General features: G+C 44.7%; 16 protein-coding genes and 1 other annotated feature. Of the genes, 5 read left to right on the top strand and 11 right to left on the bottom strand.

The genetic code is table 11. The features are described 5' to 3' along the window. Window positions 1-16: 16 nt before the first annotated feature. Both ACTWJ7_RS02635 and ACTWJ7_RS02630 read right to left on the bottom strand, forming a co-directional pair. A complete protein-coding gene (locus ACTWJ7_RS02635) occupies window positions 17-712 on the bottom strand; it encodes an L-ribulose-5-phosphate 4-epimerase (protein WP_024629599.1) in 696 nt (231 codons plus the stop codon). A 3-nt stretch (window positions 713-715) separates the two neighbouring features. Beyond that, window positions 716-2,332, bottom strand: a complete 1,617-nt coding sequence (locus ACTWJ7_RS02630; RefSeq protein WP_079348337.1) for a xylulokinase — start codon at window positions 2,330-2,332, stop codon at window positions 716-718. Window positions 2,333-2,727: 395 nt separating this feature from the next. On the opposite strand from ACTWJ7_RS02630, the gene ACTWJ7_RS02625 reads away from it, so the two are divergent. Further along, a complete protein-coding gene (locus ACTWJ7_RS02625; protein ID WP_079348514.1) occupies window positions 2,728-3,819 on the top strand; it encodes a GntR family transcriptional regulator in 1,092 nt (363 codons plus the stop codon). Window positions 3,820-4,056: 237 nt separating this feature from the next. On the opposite strand, the gene ACTWJ7_RS02620 is transcribed toward ACTWJ7_RS02625, so the two are convergent. Together ACTWJ7_RS02620 and ACTWJ7_RS02615 are read right to left on the bottom strand one after the other, a co-directional pair. Further along, window positions 4,057-4,701, bottom strand: a complete 645-nt coding sequence (locus ACTWJ7_RS02620; protein WP_079348339.1) for a nitroreductase family protein — start codon at window positions 4,699-4,701, stop codon at window positions 4,057-4,059. A 115-nt stretch (window positions 4,702-4,816) separates the two neighbouring features. Beyond that, window positions 4,817-5,266 (bottom strand): RrF2 family transcriptional regulator, encoded by a 450-nt coding sequence (locus ACTWJ7_RS02615; protein ID WP_079348341.1) that lies wholly within the window; start codon window positions 5,264-5,266, stop codon window positions 4,817-4,819. Between the two features lie 313 nt (window positions 5,267-5,579). On the opposite strand from ACTWJ7_RS02615, the gene ACTWJ7_RS02610 reads away from it, so the two are divergent. Further along, on the top strand, window positions 5,580-7,040 hold the full coding sequence (locus ACTWJ7_RS02610; protein WP_301880573.1) for a hypothetical protein: 1,461 nt from the start codon (window positions 5,580-5,582) through the stop codon (window positions 7,038-7,040). Window positions 7,041-7,184: 144 nt separating this feature from the next. After that, window positions 7,185-8,042, top strand: coding sequence for a hypothetical protein (locus tag ACTWJ7_RS02605; RefSeq protein WP_301880574.1), 858 nt, complete (start codon window positions 7,185-7,187; stop codon window positions 8,040-8,042). A 113-nt stretch (window positions 8,043-8,155) separates the two neighbouring features. Here the strand turns inward: ACTWJ7_RS02605 and ACTWJ7_RS02600 are convergent, their stop codons facing one another. Then, window positions 8,156-8,965 (bottom strand): GNAT family N-acetyltransferase, encoded by an 810-nt coding sequence (locus ACTWJ7_RS02600; protein WP_301880575.1) that lies wholly within the window; start codon window positions 8,963-8,965, stop codon window positions 8,156-8,158. Between the two features lie 46 nt (window positions 8,966-9,011). Beyond that, window positions 9,012-9,248, bottom strand: a binding site (T-box leader). 159 nt (window positions 9,249-9,407) lie between these two features. Then, window positions 9,408-10,625: a sensor histidine kinase gene (locus ACTWJ7_RS02595; RefSeq protein ID WP_301880576.1), complete on the bottom strand. Its 1,218-nt coding sequence runs from the start codon at window positions 10,623-10,625 to the stop codon at window positions 9,408-9,410. A gap of 278 nt (window positions 10,626-10,903) precedes the next feature. On the opposite strand from ACTWJ7_RS02595, the gene ACTWJ7_RS02590 reads away from it, so the two are divergent. After that, on the top strand, window positions 10,904-11,290 hold the full coding sequence (locus tag ACTWJ7_RS02590; RefSeq protein ID WP_079348351.1) for a MerR family transcriptional regulator: 387 nt from the start codon (window positions 10,904-10,906) through the stop codon (window positions 11,288-11,290). 14 nt (window positions 11,291-11,304) lie between these two features. Beyond that, the gene (locus ACTWJ7_RS02585) at window positions 11,305-12,066 is read left to right on the top strand and encodes an SDR family oxidoreductase (RefSeq protein WP_079348353.1); all 762 of its coding nucleotides are present in this window, start codon (window positions 11,305-11,307) and stop codon (window positions 12,064-12,066) included. Window positions 12,067-12,222: 156 nt separating this feature from the next. Here ACTWJ7_RS02585 and ACTWJ7_RS02580 read toward each other — a convergent pair whose 3' ends face one another. The 5 genes from ACTWJ7_RS02580 to ACTWJ7_RS02560 are packed head-to-tail and all read right to left on the bottom strand — an operon-like array spanning window position 12,223 to window position 17,045. Next, entirely contained in the window at window positions 12,223-12,378 is a 156-nt protein-coding gene (locus ACTWJ7_RS02580; RefSeq protein WP_443145096.1) for a hypothetical protein, read from the bottom strand. Then, window positions 12,363-13,214: a hypothetical protein gene (locus tag ACTWJ7_RS02575; RefSeq protein WP_443145095.1), complete on the bottom strand. Its 852-nt coding sequence runs from the start codon at window positions 13,212-13,214 to the stop codon at window positions 12,363-12,365. Before ACTWJ7_RS02575 ends, ACTWJ7_RS02580 begins: the two co-directional genes overlap by 16 nt. Beyond that, complete coding sequence (locus tag ACTWJ7_RS02570; RefSeq protein ID WP_443145094.1) at window positions 13,169-14,074, bottom strand: hypothetical protein; 906 nt, start codon at window positions 14,072-14,074, stop codon at window positions 13,169-13,171. Before ACTWJ7_RS02570 ends, ACTWJ7_RS02575 begins: the two co-directional genes overlap by 46 nt. Before the next feature lie 11 nt (window positions 14,075-14,085). Next, window positions 14,086-16,377 carry a glycosyltransferase family 2 protein gene (locus tag ACTWJ7_RS02565; RefSeq protein ID WP_301880578.1) on the bottom strand — a complete coding sequence of 764 codons (2,292 nt, stop codon included), beginning with the start codon at window positions 16,375-16,377 and terminating at the stop codon, window positions 14,086-14,088. Then, window positions 16,377-17,045 (bottom strand): GtrA family protein, encoded by a 669-nt coding sequence (locus ACTWJ7_RS02560; RefSeq protein ID WP_443146332.1) that lies wholly within the window; start codon window positions 17,043-17,045, stop codon window positions 16,377-16,379. Before ACTWJ7_RS02560 ends, ACTWJ7_RS02565 begins: the two co-directional genes overlap by 1 nt. Between the last annotated feature and the right edge of the window lie 13 nt (window positions 17,046-17,058).

The following is a 17,058-nucleotide window of genomic DNA, read 5'->3' as shown; positions in this document are numbered from 1 at the left end:
ATAAGGTCAGTACTAATTACTTCTGCCCGTAGTACGCGTCTTTTCCGTGTTTACGCAAATAGTGTTTATCCAAAATGCCTTGTGGCAGTTCTTTGGCAAAGTTATTCAATTGCCGCGCATACAGGTTCATTTTGCACACTTCCTCCAGCACGACGCTGTTCACCACCGCCGACTTGGCGTCTTTGCCCCATGTGAACGGTGCATGACCATGAAGCAGAACAGCCGGGATCGCCATCACATCCAGTCCGCGCTGTTCAAACGTCTCGATAATGACATGGCCTGTCTCCGCTTCGTAGCCGCGATCGATCTCTCCCTGGTTCAAGAAACGGGCACAAGGTACGGCACCATAGAAGGTATCAGCATGCGTCGTTCCCATCACAGGTACGTCCAATCCGGCTTGCGCCCAGATGGTCGCCCAAGTGGAATGGGTGTGCACGATACCGCCGATTTCCGGGTAATGTTTGTACAGTACCGCGTGAGTGGCGGTATCAGAAGAAGGTCTCATTTCGCCCTCTACCACATTACCGTCCAGATCGACCACAACCATGTCGCTTGGTTTCATCTTGTCATAGCTGACACCGCTCGGTTTGATGACAAACAGACCGCTATCCCGATCCATCGCGCTGACATTACCCCATGTGAACTTCACCAGTCCGTGCTTAGGAAGCTCCAGATTCGCCTCATAGACCTCTTCTTTCAGTTGTTCTAACATGTGTTAGCCCCTCCCGTTCTCTACCAGATGATCTACCGCCGCCTGCTCAATCGCGAGGCCCTTCCGGTAACGTTCGATAAAAGCTTCAAATCCTTTGACATCCGATGCATCCGGTGCAACTTCCTCACCCTCAACATCATGGAAGACCTTCTGCTCAAGGAACACATCCAGGCTCTCCTGCTGATCCTTGTTGATCATGTACGAGGCCAGAAGCGCCATTCCCCATGCACCGCCTTCACCCGCTGTAGACATCACTGACACCGGCACGTTCATCGCTGCAGCTACGATCCGCTGTCCGACAACAGGGGTCTTGAACAGACCTCCATGAGCCAAAATGCTGTCAATTGCCACATGCTCGTTCTTCGTCAAAATATCCATGCCAAGCTTGAGTGCACCGAAAGCAGTGAATAAATGCGTGCGCATGAAATTCGCCAAATTAAAGTTGCTTTCCGGTGAGCGGACGAACAATGGACGGCCTTTGTCGAGACCCGTAATGTTTTCACCTGAGTAATATCCGTAGCTCAGCAAGCCGCCACCATCCGGGTCGGCTTCCAACGCCTTATTAAACATCACGCTGAACAATTTGCCGGTATCCACTTCGTATCCCATCGCCTCGGAAAATTCACGGAACAAGCCCAGCCAGGCGTTGATGTCGCTGGAGCAGTTATTGGCGTGAACCATGCCCACAGGGCTACCGTCCGGCGTCGTAACCATATCGATCTCGGGATACACTTTGGATAATTCCTTTTCCAATACGATCATCGCGAACACGGACGTGCCGACGGAGATGTTGCCCGTACGCTTTCTCACGCTATTCGTTGCCACCATGCCCGTTCCCGCATCACCTTCCGGCGGACAGAGCGGAATGCCTGACTGCAAATCATTCGAAGGGTCCAGTAGCTTGGCTCCCGCTTCGGTTAACTCACCAGCGTTCTCACCTGCGAGACACACCTTGGGAAGAAGTTCCTCGACTTTCCACGAATAGCCTTTGTCTGCGATCCGTTCATCGAACTGCTTGATCATAGATGGGTGATAATTATGCGTAGACTCATCGATTGGAAAAATGCCCGAAGCGTCGCCAATACCGATGGCTTTATTACCCGTCAGCAGCAAGTGTATGTAGCCAGCCAAGGTTGTCAGGTGGTCGATGCGAGGCACATGAGCCTCTTCGTTCAAGATCGCTTGGTATAAATGGGCGATGCTCCAGCGTTCCGGGATATTGAACTGAAGAAGATCCGTAAGCTCTCTCGCAGCCTTCCCCGTAGTCGCGTTACGCCACGTCCGGAACGGTACCAGCAGTTCTCCCGCACTATCCAATGCGATATATCCATGCATCATGGCGGAAAATCCGATGGAACCTACCGTTTGCAACGTGATTCCGTATTTCCGTTCCACGTCTTGCTTCATTTCACGATACGCGGTCTGAAGACCTGTGATAATATCCTCCTGGTTGTACGTCCAATATCCGTCTTTCAGGAGGTTTTCCCATTCAAAACTGCCTGACGCGATGGTCTCGAAACGTTCGTCGATCAGCACCGCCTTGATCCGTGTCGATCCAAATTCGATGCCTAGTGAAGTTGTTCCCTTGGTAATCGCTTCTTTCATATCCACATGACTCATGATCACGTAGTCCCCTCTCTGACCACAGTAGGTAAAAGTAAAAATAGTTTTGGCTTAGGATGATTGAAATGAATTCATATTCCGGTTTATTGAAAAGAATGCGCTTTCCTTTTCTGACAGCCTTAGTATATTTTTTGTACGTACATTTGTCAATAATTTATAATAGTTATACTTATATTAATTGAAATATACCGTCTAAATGATCTAATTTCTGTACTCAACAGGCTTTGTTGTAAGGTACATATCTCTGCTTTGTAATAGGAGTTGTACGTTTCAATTCAAAAAAACTGCTGTTGCATTTCCATTCCATTTGAATCATGATAAAATATGTACGTACAACTATGGATATGACGATGTTTTTTTATAGATAAGTAACGATGAAAGAAGTGGACTGTGTGAAGCCAAAGTATCAGGTCATCATTGATGATATTAAGAGCAATATCCTGTCGGGGACCTATAGTGTGGGCGAACAAATCCCTACCGAGTCCGCATTGCAGGACAGCTACAACGTGAGTCGCCAGACGGTGCGGAAGGCCATTTTGGAGCTGTCGAACGAGGGATTTTTGAGAAGCGAGAAAGGTTCCGGCACCTATGTGAGCAATCTGTATCGATCCAGAACCGGCGGGAACACGATGAAAAAAACAATCGGCGTCATCACGACGTATATCTCCGATTACATCTTCCCCTCCATCATCCGCGGCATTGAAGGCCGATTGAATGAAGATAATTACTCGTTGCTGTTAGCCAGCACGAATAACGACGTTGCCCAAGAGAAAAAAGCGCTCGAAATGATGCTGGCTTACGGTGTCGATGGGCTGATTGTTGAACCGACCAAAAGCAATCTGTACAATCCCAACATTGCTTATTATCTTTCCTTTAAAGAGCAGGACGTTCCGTTCACGATGATCAATGCCTTTTATGAAGAGCTGGAGGTGCCTTTCTTCTGTCTGGATGACGTGCAGTCCAGTTATCTTGCTACCCGGGAGCTGATCGCCAAAGGACATAGCCAGATCGGCATTATCGCGAAAATGGATGACTTGCAAGGAAAGTATCGGATGAAGGGATACATCAAAGCGCTGGGTGAAGCCAAGCTGCGTTTTCATCCCGAGCAGGTACTCTCGTTCGATACGGCATCGAAGCCGGATCTCTCCACCAATCTGGAAGTGTTCCTGGAGGAAAACAGAGATGCGCTGACATCCCTTGTCTGTTACAACGACGAAGTGGGGCTGGAGGTCGTACATGCATGTAGGAAGCTGGGGATTTCGATCCCGGACGAGTTATCCATTATTGGTCAGGACAATTCGTACATCGCCAAGAACGCCAACATCAAACTTACGACGTTAACCCACCCCCAAGAGCAAATGGGCCGTGATGCAGCGGATTGGGTCATCAAGAAACTGCAAGGCAAAAAGGATTTGCCTACCAACACCTATTACCAGCCCGTACTGGTTGAGGGTGAGACGGTGAAAGAAATTGAGTTGGAATAGTATATGGACCGAGATTTGGTTGATGTAGGTTGGTGTGTTTGCGGCATACAAAGGGACATCCCTGCCTGCATCACCCATCATTTGACCGTCATCGCGATGTTCATGCTGAAATATGAAAAGGCTGCCGTAATGGCAGCCTAAGATGTCTTGCAGATGCCTTGCTTTAGTCATTCTTTTTAGCTAGAAAGGGAACTACGTATACCCTCAAGGCGTGACTCTCCCATGGAGAATCCTCCATTATTTTGTGATGCCATTCCAGAACGTCAGCTCGTCAATCGGCAGTCGAGTGGTCGGATGTCCCGGCTGTGAGGCTTTGCCGATGGAAATGAGAATGGTTGGAACATAACGTTCGGGAATATCGAACGCTTCAATGAATTTATTTTTATCGTATCCAGCCATTGGAACAGTATCATAACCTCGCGCTTTGGCGGCAAGCATGAACTGCATTGATAATAAACCACAGTCAAATATGACGCCATCTTTGATATATTGAGCATCCATGCTTCCCAGCATACCCTTCATATTGGTAACCAATGATTCCTTAATTTCTTTAGTCATATAACCTGCTTCTACAGAAGCATCATAAACGGAGTCAACCTGTTTGATGTATTCCAAGTCCCCCAACACCGCAATAACGGCCGAGGAGTCTACCACCTGCTGTTGGTTGTTCGCGATGGGAAGTAATTGTTCTTTCAGAGCCTGATCATTAAAGACAATGAATTTCCATGGCTGCATATTCGCGCCAGATGGAGCAAGGGCTGCTTCAGTCAGGATATCTTTCAATTCCTGCTCTGACATCTTGAATGCAGGATCGTAATTCCGTACAGAACGTCTTTCCTTCACCACTTCCATAAAGCTTTGCTCTTGTTTTACGCTCTCCATCCCGTTTTGCCTCCCATATATTATACTGTGTATTTTTTAACACAGTTAAAGATAAAAAAATATACCACTAACTGTGCTAATATAAGCACAGTATATATGTGGGATAGGGATGTTGTCAATTCTCCATTATCGGACTCATCCTGTTAGCCATGTCGGCTATGGTGTATTTTCGCAGGATTTCCAAAACGCTATCATTGATTTCTTCCGTAATATCGTTGAACATATCATGCATCTGCATACCAAAGGCGTGTTCACCCGTGGAATCCAGCATTCCTTCGCACAGCGATGCCTCGGTCTGAAGCGACATATATATATCTGCCAGTGTCACCAATTCCGGCGGCTGCTTCATGCGATAACCTCCATCGCGTCCTTCACGAACCTCCAGAATATTCTCTTGAGCGAGTTTGGCTAATATTCGACGTATCAATGTGGCTTCTGAGCATAAATGATCGGCGATATTGTTACTTGGATAGCGGTTAGGACTATCCGACATGAATACAAGGGCCTGCAATGCCAAGCCAAATGCCTTGCTATTGGAGGGACAGGTATGTTTGGCCTTTTTCATCGTACCGGGCTCCCTTCTTCGTTGCGTCCTGTGTGCATTATAGCAAACCCCAAACAGTCGTTCAACACGGCATGGAGGTTTGCAAACTGTAGCTTGCTACTATATAAACCAGAAGGTACACGCCGATGAAATATAAGAAGAGGAACCTTCCAAAACAATATATCTTCGAACCCTTGGATAGTAAGCTAGTAATACAGCTATTCTGTTCAAAGAAACTTCAAAACATCATATAATAACCACTTAACAAACCATCGTAATTGGTATATTATACAATTGTAGCAAAAATTTATTATATTCAGAGGAGGTTTTAACCTTGAAAAAGACGCTGTCTATGGTTGTCGTCGTAAATCTGCTTTTCAGTTTTGCCTTTGGCTTTCAAGCGTTTGCTGACGATGACATGGCCGAATCGGGAGTTCACCCTGATGCCCATGTCGCAGAACAGGTACTGCAGCCAAGTGAAGAAATCATATTCGAACTTACCAAGGCTGCTTCTGAGCTCGATTCATCCAAACTAAAGAAGCATCGGGTAAAGGCATCTGTCAATTTGGAATCGGCTACCGCGTCTTCAGAATTACAAAAGGGACTCATTTCGGCTCCGCAATCGGTTATCGCTACAGCCACAGCAGAGACTAATACATACACGGGCTACATCCAACAAGAAGGTACCTCCAGCTTTTTATACCCTATCTATGTACAACCGGGAAGCATACTACAGGTACAAATGGATAATCCTGCATCAGCGCAGCTAGATTATGATCTATATCTCTACGAATTTGACATGGTCACTGGTGATTTGAACCCAACTCCAATTGATTATTCCATCTATGGCACGTATCTCAATAACTACGGAAATGGATCCAGAACCTTGTCTGAAAATGTCGGCACGAAAAATAGCACGGCCAGTTCCAAAGCCTATTTAATTGAAGCCTACGGCGCAGTTGGAGGCAGCATCAATGAACCATTCACTCTAACTGTCTCAACTAGCTCAACCTATGATTCGTACGAGACGGATGAGAATGCACTTCATGCTTATCCTTTCACGGTAGCAACTGGTGGCTCTACTCTTTCAAGCCGTTCCATTAATTCGGAGATCGATCAGGATTGGTATAAGATCACGGTTCCCGAAAGCAGAAATTACGATGCCATGCATATCGATCTGGATCAAGCCTCTGTAGGCAATGGCTATAAAGCGGAATTGTATAGTGCATTAAGCAATAATCGGATGGCACTGGTTCCCTCCACCAATGGCAATGTGTCGCTAGGGACGGGCACATATTATTTGCGGGTGTATACAACAAGCAATTATTCGGATAACAACTATTCATTACACCTCCAGCCCGTATTAAGAGCCGATAAAGTCGTGATCACAGGTTATAACTCCAATGGTGGTCCGAATGACTACCCCACATATACTTATGGACGCTACTACCGTATAACAGGAACCAGTTTTACGGTGACTGGCGTTGCCGCGACATCAGATAACTATGCGGTAGCCAATGCAGAAGTAGAAGTCATTTGGGAGAATGATTATTGGACCGAAGGCAGCAACAACAGATATCGGAGTGCAAAGGTTATGACAAACAGCAGCGGTCAATTCACTGCTACCTTATCCCTGCCTCCTTCAACCGGGAGCATAAGTCAATACTTGCCGGGAGCCATAAGCTTCACGCATTATTATGATATTTGTGGTGTGCTGGCGAAGGTAACGAGTCGTCCGAGTGCAAATGATACGGATATTGTGTATCACTTTGCCTACAGCATATACGGAGGTTAATCAGAGCGAGAAAAAGCAATGGGCGATTCCAACATGCCTGTTGCTTTTTTTGTCCAATCATATTAAAAATATGGAATAATATTCCGATAGTATGAAGAGAAGTGAATTTTTGGAATACATCAAACGAATAGGGGTGTTTTTATTATGAAGGTTCAAAGTACGACTCCGTTTGACCTCAATGCCTACATTCAATCGAAACAACGCGCGGATAAGCCGTCCTTAGTCACAGGCACGATACCCGAACTGTCACATAACAACGACACAGTGGAAATCAGTCCGGCTTCCAGACAGTTAGCAGCATCCGATATTGTGAATCATTCCGCTACATATTTTGGAACCGTTCAAATCAATGATTCCTTAAATCGCTTACTCACGGATCAACCCTCAGAGGTGAAGGAAGCTGTCTATGGCATCATTCAATCCAATCTCATTACTAACGTTACCGGAGAAGAGGAAAGATCTGCATTACTAGAATTGGGTCTCACTCAAGCAAAGTATATCGCGGACAACTATATGAAAGGGGATAAAGCGACGGAATTTATGAATACGATTCGTCAAATCGCCGCCATCTCCACAACCAGAACCGTAGATCCTGAGACGAAAGAAATCCATTACGAGACACCGCCTCAGAGACCTGTTGGGGCTCCAGATGATTATATCGATCTAACCTATATGATGAAGAAATTCGAACCGAAAACGCTGGACAAGCTCCAGGACGCAATTGTGAACGGAAAAGACTGGAACAGCATTCTGCAGAGCTTCGCCAAAAATGCATCGACTAATCAGGACTGGTTGAAGGAATACCAAGAGGACGTAGCCAAATCAACCGGAAATATCGCTCAGGAGAACAGATTCGTAAACGCCTCTACTACCAGCTTGTCTGAGTTTGTCGAGGATATTAAGAACATGATTGCCCATGCTGGATTAGAAAATAGCGATTTTCTGACAGACAATATAGAAGCATTTATGCGAACTTTGGCAATCCCGAAATCCAATGGGTAATAGATAAGATTTACCAAAACTCCTGATCAGCATGCCACTGAGAGTCAAAACAAAAAATACTATATATGCCTAAATTGACTCTCAGTGAAGTCATGCTCTACATCGCTTTTCTCCTATTTGAATTTAATGTCAGCTACTTGACCACTTTCAACAAAACCTATATTTTGATAAACCTTATTCGCATCAGGATTCTTCAAATCTGCATAAAGCATCGGATCTAACCCCTCTGATTTAAGGATAGAACATAATTCTGCCACAACTGCACTAGCGTATCCTTTCTTACGAAAGGCATACGGCGTATATACTGCATTAATTCTTGCATGTCTTGGAGAACGATGTGCAATATTAGCCATGGATACAGGGTGTCCATCTACTAGCCAGAGATACAAATTACCTGTCTCTATGATCGACTCCGCTGCTTGAATTTGACTAGATGGCTCAACCTTAACTCCATAAGCTCCTTCCGAGAAACCAGCTAAAAATTCCGCAACCGTCTCCAAATGATGTCTAGTAGCTAGGTGCAAATTACCTTCTACATGAACTGGCTTCCTTGCCTCTGAACAAACGTAGGATTCCATCATCATATAAGGAACGTATTGGAGCCCATTAGACTCTGAATATACGTCAGCAAAGTGATCAACAGTCGTTCGGTCACCTGATATACCAGGAAGCTCCGTTCCCTTGATAACTTCTAAAAGTTCTTGCAGGAGCTTGTTCTTTTCCTCAGCTGCAAGTTCCTTGGAAATCCATAACCAAGCGTTGTGCCCTTCTGACTGGGCAAAGATCATTGTTTCATTAGAAGCCTTTAGGCAGGTTGAACGCTCTGACTCGCAAATACGATGAATAAGATTGTACTGGACTTCGTCAGCCATAAACATATTCTGACGCAGTACTCGATCTTTTACACCAAACTTTTGCCACATACCCATTCCTCCTCGATCATTATAAAAACACAAAAAACTCCATCCCATTAGGGACGGAGTCTATTCCGCGTTACCACCCTGATTGGTGTATGATTGAATACACCCTCTTTGTCATCGTCCAACAACGATGCTTCTATATAACGGTAGAATACCGGGCCCGTCTACTATTATTTCGAAGGCCTGCTCTGAGGTGATTTTGGATTCGGATACCTACTGCCTCGCACCAACCGCCAGTTCTCTGAATGGTTTTTCCGCATCTACTTGTCCTCTTCGTAGCATTTAATTACAAAGTAATTAGATACACTATATTGGTAAAGGGATATTATGTCAATTATTTCAAGTCCTAATACCGCAATTCTCCATCATATTAGCTTGGTTATGAAGAAGCATATCCTTACATGGGGGCTATCCTTGCAAACCCCAATGCGGATCTGAAATGACTTCACTCCCCATCCGTCGCCAGGAAGCGAATCGTAACGGTTGTTCCCACACCTTTCATACTCTCATAATTAATTTCCCCGTCATATTTTTCTACAATATTAAAACAGATCATTAATCCTAGTCCCGTTCCATTACTTTTTAATGAATAAAACGGCGTCCCGAGTGACTTCACCTCATCCTCTGACATTCCGTTCCCTTCATCAATGATCCTGATCTCGATATAATGATGATTTCTTTTGGCAATCACAGTCACAGGTTTTCCCATATTTGAAGCTTCCAAAGCATTTTTAATTAAATTCATCAGCAACTGCTTAAACTCAATGGGATTAATAAAAATGAAGCAATTCTCCTCTGCCTCGATATTCATCTGATTATCAGATAACATCGCATAGGAACGGACCAGACCTGTTACGCTCTGTAGAGCATCTTTCACATCCACTTTTTCCGGCTTCTGATCTTTATTAGGCTTGGAGAGGGTTAGAAATTGGGAGGTAATCTGTTCAACGGTATTTAGCTCATCAATCATTAATTTGAACTTGTTTTTGATTGGATCATCAAATGCAGGATCTTCTCTGTATAGCTGCAAAAAACCTCGAACAACGGTGACTGGATTTCTAATCTCATGCGCTACAGCTGCCGTCAAATGGGCTATCATCTTTAGACGCTCCGATTGTTGTAATTGCTCATGGTAGAGCTGCTGCTTTTTCATACGACTAAAGGATAGATGGAAGATGAGAAATAATAATACCTGGCTCGCTATAATATTAATGAGGTTCCCTAGGATATCATGATGTAAATATGAATATACATTCCCTTGATCAATCAGAATGATATAACCAAACGTAATCAATATTAAAAATCCATTCACAATGATGGAGAAATAAAACAATTTTAAATCAAAAAACAGAATGGCAAGTGAAGGAATAAGACAAATGAGGATATAGGTAGTCCATGTCTCTGGATATAAGAAAAACAGGGTATAGAAATAAGCAAAGCCAAATAAAATGATGACCTTTCTGAAAAAATAGGTTTCATGCTTGGGGTAGACCAACAAACAAACCGCTAGAATGGCCACACATGAAAAATGGATCACATACCCCAAGGTAATCCCGTTTAATTCTGTCGTCGATAGTATTAATCCGGCTAGCATAAGAGCAATGAGCGTTAACATGGAAATATAATAGGTTTTTCGGTTGACCTGACTATACAATTCTTTCATCCACTCACCACTTTAAATTAATGTCGACACCTTCGGTGTTTATGTACCCTTTTCATTGCTATATTTAAAGGCATCCAAGTGGATGCCCTTACCTATAATAGCATTGTATCTCATTTAAGTAGCTATACAATATGAAAATCTGATAATAAAAAATTCCCTTTACCCGTGAGACTGATTACATCCAAAAATAAATGATCTTACCTTATTGACTTAAACCATGGTTTAAGTCGTATGCTATACCTGTCGACAGAGTTAACATCCATTTGGAGGTCTCCACCATGAAGTATTTTTCCATTAGTGAAGCTTCAGCCAAATTGAATATTCCAGATTCAACATTACGTTTTTATGAGAAAAAGGGACTTCTGCCCATGATTGAGCGTGATGATGCTGGCAGACGATTATTTTCAGAAGATCAGATGGCTTTATTGGAAACCCTTGTTCGCTTAAAAAACACGCATATGCCCATTAGTCAAATTAAGCAATATATGGACTGGATCATAGAAGGAAATTGTACCCTTGAGGCCAGGCTTGAAATGATGCAAAATCACAAGCAAGCGGTGCTGGATGAAATTTCATTGATGCAGGAATCCCTAAAGGGAATTGATTTTAAAATTAATCGTTATACCCATCAGATACAGGAAAGAAACGAAGAAAAAGAAACCTAAGAGGAGCAACTATAATGAAACTTTCAGGAAATACAGTACTCATTACCGGCGGAAGTGCTGGCATTGGATTAGCATTTGCAGAGCGCTTCTTAAAAGCCGGGAATACAGTCATTGTTACTGGACGACGCGAAGCTGCCCTTCAACATGCAAAAGAAACACACCCGGGCCTTATTACGTATGTGAATGATCTGAGTATTGAATCTGAGCGTGTGGCATTGTTTGATTGGGTAACCGTGAACTATCCGGAAGTAAATGTATTGGTCAATAATGCCGGAATTCAACAGCGTTTTAATGTGCTCAAGTCAGATGTGAAGAACGATTGGAGTTATTTCAATAAAGAAATTACAACGAATATTGAGGCACCTTTGCATCTATCCATGCTGTTCGCTCCTTATCTTGCAGCCAAAGAAGAGGCCACGATCATTAATGTCACTTCTGGTTTAGCTTTTACGCCGTTTGCGATTGCTCCGATATACTCAGCTACCAAAGCGGCCCTTCACTCCTTTACAATCAGCCTGAGACACCAGCTTTCGGATACGTCTGTAGAGGTCATTGAAGTTGCTCCTCCGGCAGTAAGTACAGATCTGGGTGGAGCAGGGCTGCATACGCATGGAGAACCATTGGATGCTTTCGCAGACGGAATTTTCAAGGGATTAGAAGAGGGGCACAAGGAAATTGGATACGGTACCTCTGTTGCTCGCTTACGCATGTCTCGGGATGAAATCGACAAGTATGCAGAGCAGATGTATAACACAACGAAAAATCTAATTGATTAACTCATCTGCGAGCCACGTGTGGCTATTCAATAGGTCCACCAAACACGCTCATATGCTTCAAATAAAACAGGCAGATGCAGGCTAACCGCCGCATCTGCCTCTTCTTCATTCTATCCCTAGCCAGAGCAGTCCATTATAATGTTGATTTCATAAATCTCAAGTCAACGTAAGAATGATCTGTTCCCCGGAACGGGTAATTTTGTAGATCCCTTCCTGCATGTCAATGCCATAGTGCTTTTTCAGCAACCACTTTGCGTTACGATCCGTCTCCACGACGACCAGATAATCGTAACCACTCAGAAGATTGTCCATATTATCCTCATAGAACAATACGATTCCGTCCACATGCGGAGCATACAAGAAATACTTCCCGACATACTGCATGTAATAATTCGTGACCTGTTGGTCCCTGTCCGAGGCGTAGAACAGATATCTGTTGTTATCCTCCTGCCCCCTTTATACCAGCGATCACCGGTTACTGCATGGATCTTATAAGGGAGGGTCGTATCGTAGGTTTTGGCAATCGAGACGATCCCATTGTATTCCGATAAAAGGATGGTCGCCGCAATCGCTATACAACCGATAATTCCTTTTTGATAATGACCCTTGGTCTTGACCGTCTTGAAGGCTTGATAATCAGGCACTTCACCAATCCGATAGTGGAAAGAACGCTCCAGGTCAATCGCAGCGCACAGCACCAGTCCACCCGCGAACAGTACCACGATACTCGATGCATAACGTTCAAAACCTGCCAGTCTTATGGCCTCATCCAGCGGCATGGAGAAGAGATACAACGCCAGAATCCCTGCATAATACAGCAACAATACGACATCCAGCGCAATCAGTGCTTTCCACAAATTCCATTTCTTCTTGAGCACCACATAGGCAAATACCGAAGCCGCAATCGCTACAAGCTGGAAGATAATAATACCGATGACCGGCCGTGTCGTAATATCCGTACTCGATTTTATGAACAGCCACAGAATCTCATGCATCTGCTCTGCCGTTTTGCCGGATTGAATCCCGGAAGCAGCAACATCGAACTTGTTATCTACCCCTTGGAATACGGTCGCCATTCGCCAGCTCCAGCCGAAGTAAGGAATCAGCCCCCGCAGATCGTTCCCACCACAGCGAGTACATTTTTCCAACCGGACTTTTGTCCTTGAGTCAGCCATGTGTACACCAGGAAGATCAGGCCGACGGCCGCAAAAATAATACCGGTGCTTTTGATGATTGTCAGCAAACCCGCAAGCGGAAGAACGACAATACATGCTCGCTTGATATTATGACGATACTGGTAGACCACCGCCAGGATGGCCAGCGCATAGATGGGGAGCAAGAAATCGACGAGCAGGTTGGTGATCCGAATCGTAAGGTTGAAGAAGGACAATGTAGATAACCCGAGTCCGAGAAACGCGTACAGCAGAAAACGTTTCTTCTCGGAAACGATGCCGAACATGGCGTAAAAACAGGAAAAGATCAGCAGACCTTGTGCCAGAAGCATCACGGACTGGGAATGTCCCATAAAGCGACAGACATAATAAATAAATGACGAGGTTCCTAGCGGATAATTTTTAAAATCAATCAGGTTCGAATCCGGTGTCGGAAAAGCATCGGTGCTGAGCATCTGCTTCAAAACAATCGCCCAATGGGAAAAATTATCATAGTGCGTCAATTGGTTTTGGAAGAGTACCAGCAAGAAAATAAAAGTCCCTGCCAAAAATGAAAATTGGAATAAGGAAAAAGAAATGCGAAAGGATGCCCCTCGGCGCATTCCGAGAAACACCATTCTTCCATACAATAGTAATCCGACGATAAGCAGGACAAGGCTGCCAATGAAGAGCTGCCCTGCCAAACCGCTAAGAAAAACAAGACATGCTATTGAGGAAAACACAAATACAGGGATGAACTCCCAACGTATGGATAGTGCCTTTCGAACAAACTGCATGTAACCAATAAAGGAGAATATCAATAAAACTCCCATCACAAGTTGAAACACAAACAGCATTTTTATCTCTCCTAACCCTCTCTGGTGAAGCTCTCAGCATGTGGATGGGTCAAATCACTCAGCAATTGATCAATCAAGCCACGCTCCACGATATCATCAATATTCTCCACCGAGAGAAGCACTTCGCGACGATTGGCTGTTGTTTTCCCGGTATGCTGCAAAATGACTTCAATATTACTCTTCGTGTGAAAAGTAACAATCGCCCCTGCCGCAATATCACCATGGAGACCCGTGGCGGAGAAGAAACGATAATTGAAGCTGCGCAGTGTACAGCCCGCGTGATTGGTGAAATGGACTGGAAGCTGCAAGGAAAGTCGCGGCATTTTCCGCTGATCCGATCTCGGCTGAACAATACGTTTTTTCACATTACGCAGCATATCGTCGTAAGCGGTATCCCACAGATTCATCTGCTCTGGCAATGAATGCTTACGGTCATAGATGATTTGCATATATTGGCGGTTATCCGTCTCGTCGATTGGCTGAACCGTTGCAGAATAGCGCCAGCCCTCTCCGTCCTGCTTTACATAGACAATGACTGCATTAAGATTCGCCTCATATCGCTCGGATTTTACGACCAAAGAGATCGTCTTCTTTTCAGGTAAATAGATGGGATACGGGACATAGAAGGCAATACCTTGTTCGGATACATCTACCGTCTTGGCCTGATAACGCAGATTCGTGTCCTGATCATGGATCATGACATCCTCTTGTGCCCGAATCCGCTCAGTCTCCCGATACGCACGACGGCCGATCATGAAGAACAGTGCATAACACAGTGCAATCATATTATGAATGAGCCAGAAAATAATGATACTGCTGAAGAACAGCGCGATGCCGTACTTGCCATTAACATACCGAATTACAGCCGCAATCGACAGCAGGAGCAGGAAGATATGCGGAAGTGCATATAACAGAGCAGACATCCATTTCCGACCGCTCGCTCTGCTTTTGTTCGTAACCTTGAATTTTTTCTCGCGAATACCCAGGGTTTCGAGGAGAACCGGCCAGATCAGATAAGGCATAAATATGGTATCTATGACCTGACTCCAGCGCTGATTCCGAATATTGCTGGACAGATAACGCATCGATACGCTGTAGAAGAAATAGGACGGAAGCCAGAATATTAAGATCTGCCAGAAGGTTGTATTTACAATTTTGAAATCGAATAAGGCAAACAAAATTGGCGCCAAAATGAAAATCAACCGGTTAAAGAAAGACCACCAGTATAAGAAACTGCTTAAATAGGTCACCCTCGTCCAGAAAGGAAGCTTCTCGGATAGGGGAGCACGCGTATTCTGAAGGCTCTGAATAATACCCCTGGCCCAGCGAATTCGCTGCTTAATCATGCTCGGAACTGTTGTTGTTGTCTGTCCGGCAGCTTGAACCTCTTGAGTCGCATAGGTAATATAGCCTTCCTGCTGTAAACGAATACTTGTCTCAAAGTCCTCGGTGATCGTATTCAGTGGAAAACCGCCGATGTCTTCCATACCTTGCCGGGAAATAATCGTGTTGCTTCCTGTATAGGCTACCGCATTGGAGGCATTACGCAGGATGTTAACTTCTCTGGAGAAGAAATCCTGTTCATTCGGAATTCCTTGCTCTGCATAGAGGTTGAACTGGAATAGATCCGGATTGTAGAAGCTCTGAGGGGTCTGTACCAGCCCCAGCTTGAACTTCTTATCCATTTCATCCTCACGGCGAAGCCGCCATTGCCCGTTCTCTTCTATAAATGTGGAGAGCAGGAAATACGGGACGGTTTTCATTAGAAAGGTGTGTTGCGGAATCATATCTGCATCAAAGGTTGCAATGAGTGGGGAAGAGGTTTTGCTCAGGGCATTATTCAGGTTACCTGATTTGGCATCCTTGTTGCCGGGGAACCCCAGATATCCAACGCCAAACTGCTTTGCAAGCTCCTCCACCTCAGGTCTTCCGCCATCGTCACATATATAGATATGGACCTTTTGCTTGTCCGGATAATCCATGAACGTACAGGCATTTACCGTTTTATACAACAGATCGACCGGCTCGTTATGCGTGGCAATGAACACATCCACATCCGGATAATATTCCGGAGGAACGATGGGAAAGTCGAGCTGCGTACGTTCCTTTTGCATCTTTTGAAAAAACAATTCAAAGGTGGTTAGTACGGTTACCGTCTCAGCCACAATGAGCAGAATGCCGAAGATAACGTTCAGTACACCTTCTCCCCATGGCAATGTAAAGAACATCCGCCATAACAAATAAATCGACATCAGGATCATGGTGATGACAAAGAAAATATGTTGCCTTTTTTCGTTTTGCACTACAGCTGCTTCCTCCTTGCTGCAAATACCCATCTTCGCTGCAATTGAAAACTGAGCAGGAACAGCAAGGCATCACAGACAAATTTCGCAATTTTCTCATCTACGAAGAAAATCGTATGGAACAAATATACCCCTGTACTGGAAAGCACAATCACCACTCCGCACAACGTCAAATAGCGCCATAGGCTGCCCTGACTATCTTCTTTGCGGAATACAAAGTGCCTGTTCAGTACATAGTTGACGACAATGGAAATAACTCTAGCAATCACGGTTGCGAGCAAAATTCTTAGATAATCCTGCTGACCCAAGATGGGCCGCAAAAAGTCGATCAAAAACCATGCAATTCCCAAATCGACAACAGAACTCACAACTGACGAGGAAATAAACCGCAGGAAGTTGGAGAACAAGACACCCATTACCCGAGCACTGTCTTGAATCGCTTTGAAGTGGGTTCCAGCATTTCCATTTTCATAAATAACTTGAATCGGCACCGTATGAATCGGAATACCGGATTGAATACACGAGATGAGTATCTGCAGCTCGTATTCGAACCGGGTGCCACGAACATCTTGCATAAAGGCAAGAAGCCCGGGGCCAAAGGCACGAAGCCCGGTCTGGGTATCTGATAGTTTTTTCCCGTAAAGCATAGCAAAAATAAAGGACGTCATCCGATTGCCCAGC

This window comes from Paenibacillus sp. 1A_MP2, from assembly GCF_052244825.1.
Taxonomy (GTDB): domain Bacteria; phylum Bacillota; class Bacilli; order Paenibacillales; family Paenibacillaceae; genus Paenibacillus; species Paenibacillus vandeheii.
This window is presented reverse-complemented; position numbering and strand designations above follow the sequence as displayed.

Coding starts and splice junctions, on each gene's coding strand:
- ACTWJ7_RS02580 (WP_443145096.1), bottom strand. CDS start 12,378: ATGGACAATCTTCTGAGTGGTTACGATTATCTGGTCGTCGTGGAGACG.
- ACTWJ7_RS02620 (WP_079348339.1), bottom strand. CDS start 4,701: ATGGAGAGCGTAAAACAAGAGCAAAGCTTTATGGAAGTGGTGAAGGAA.
- ACTWJ7_RS02600 (WP_301880575.1), bottom strand. CDS start 8,965: ATGTGGCAAAAGTTTGGTGTAAAAGATCGAGTACTGCGTCAGAATATG.
- ACTWJ7_RS02585 (WP_079348353.1), top strand. CDS start 11,305: ATGAAACTTTCAGGAAATACAGTACTCATTACCGGCGGAAGTGCTGGC.
- ACTWJ7_RS02590 (WP_079348351.1), top strand. CDS start 10,904: ATGAAGTATTTTTCCATTAGTGAAGCTTCAGCCAAATTGAATATTCCA.
- ACTWJ7_RS02595 (WP_301880576.1), bottom strand. CDS start 10,625: ATGAAAGAATTGTATAGTCAGGTCAACCGAAAAACCTATTATATTTCC.
- ACTWJ7_RS02570 (WP_443145094.1), bottom strand. CDS start 14,074: ATGCTGTTTGTGTTTCAACTTGTGATGGGAGTTTTATTGATATTCTCC.
- ACTWJ7_RS02630 (WP_079348337.1), bottom strand. CDS start 2,332: ATGAGTCATGTGGATATGAAAGAAGCGATTACCAAGGGAACAACTTCA.
- ACTWJ7_RS02615 (WP_079348341.1), bottom strand. CDS start 5,266: ATGAAAAAGGCCAAACATACCTGTCCCTCCAATAGCAAGGCATTTGGC.
- ACTWJ7_RS02560 (WP_443146332.1), bottom strand. CDS start 17,045: ATGACGTCCTTTATTTTTGCTATGCTTTACGGGAAAAAACTATCAGAT.
- ACTWJ7_RS02605 (WP_301880574.1), top strand. CDS start 7,185: ATGAAGGTTCAAAGTACGACTCCGTTTGACCTCAATGCCTACATTCAA.
- ACTWJ7_RS02635 (WP_024629599.1), bottom strand. CDS start 712: ATGTTAGAACAACTGAAAGAAGAGGTCTATGAGGCGAATCTGGAGCTT.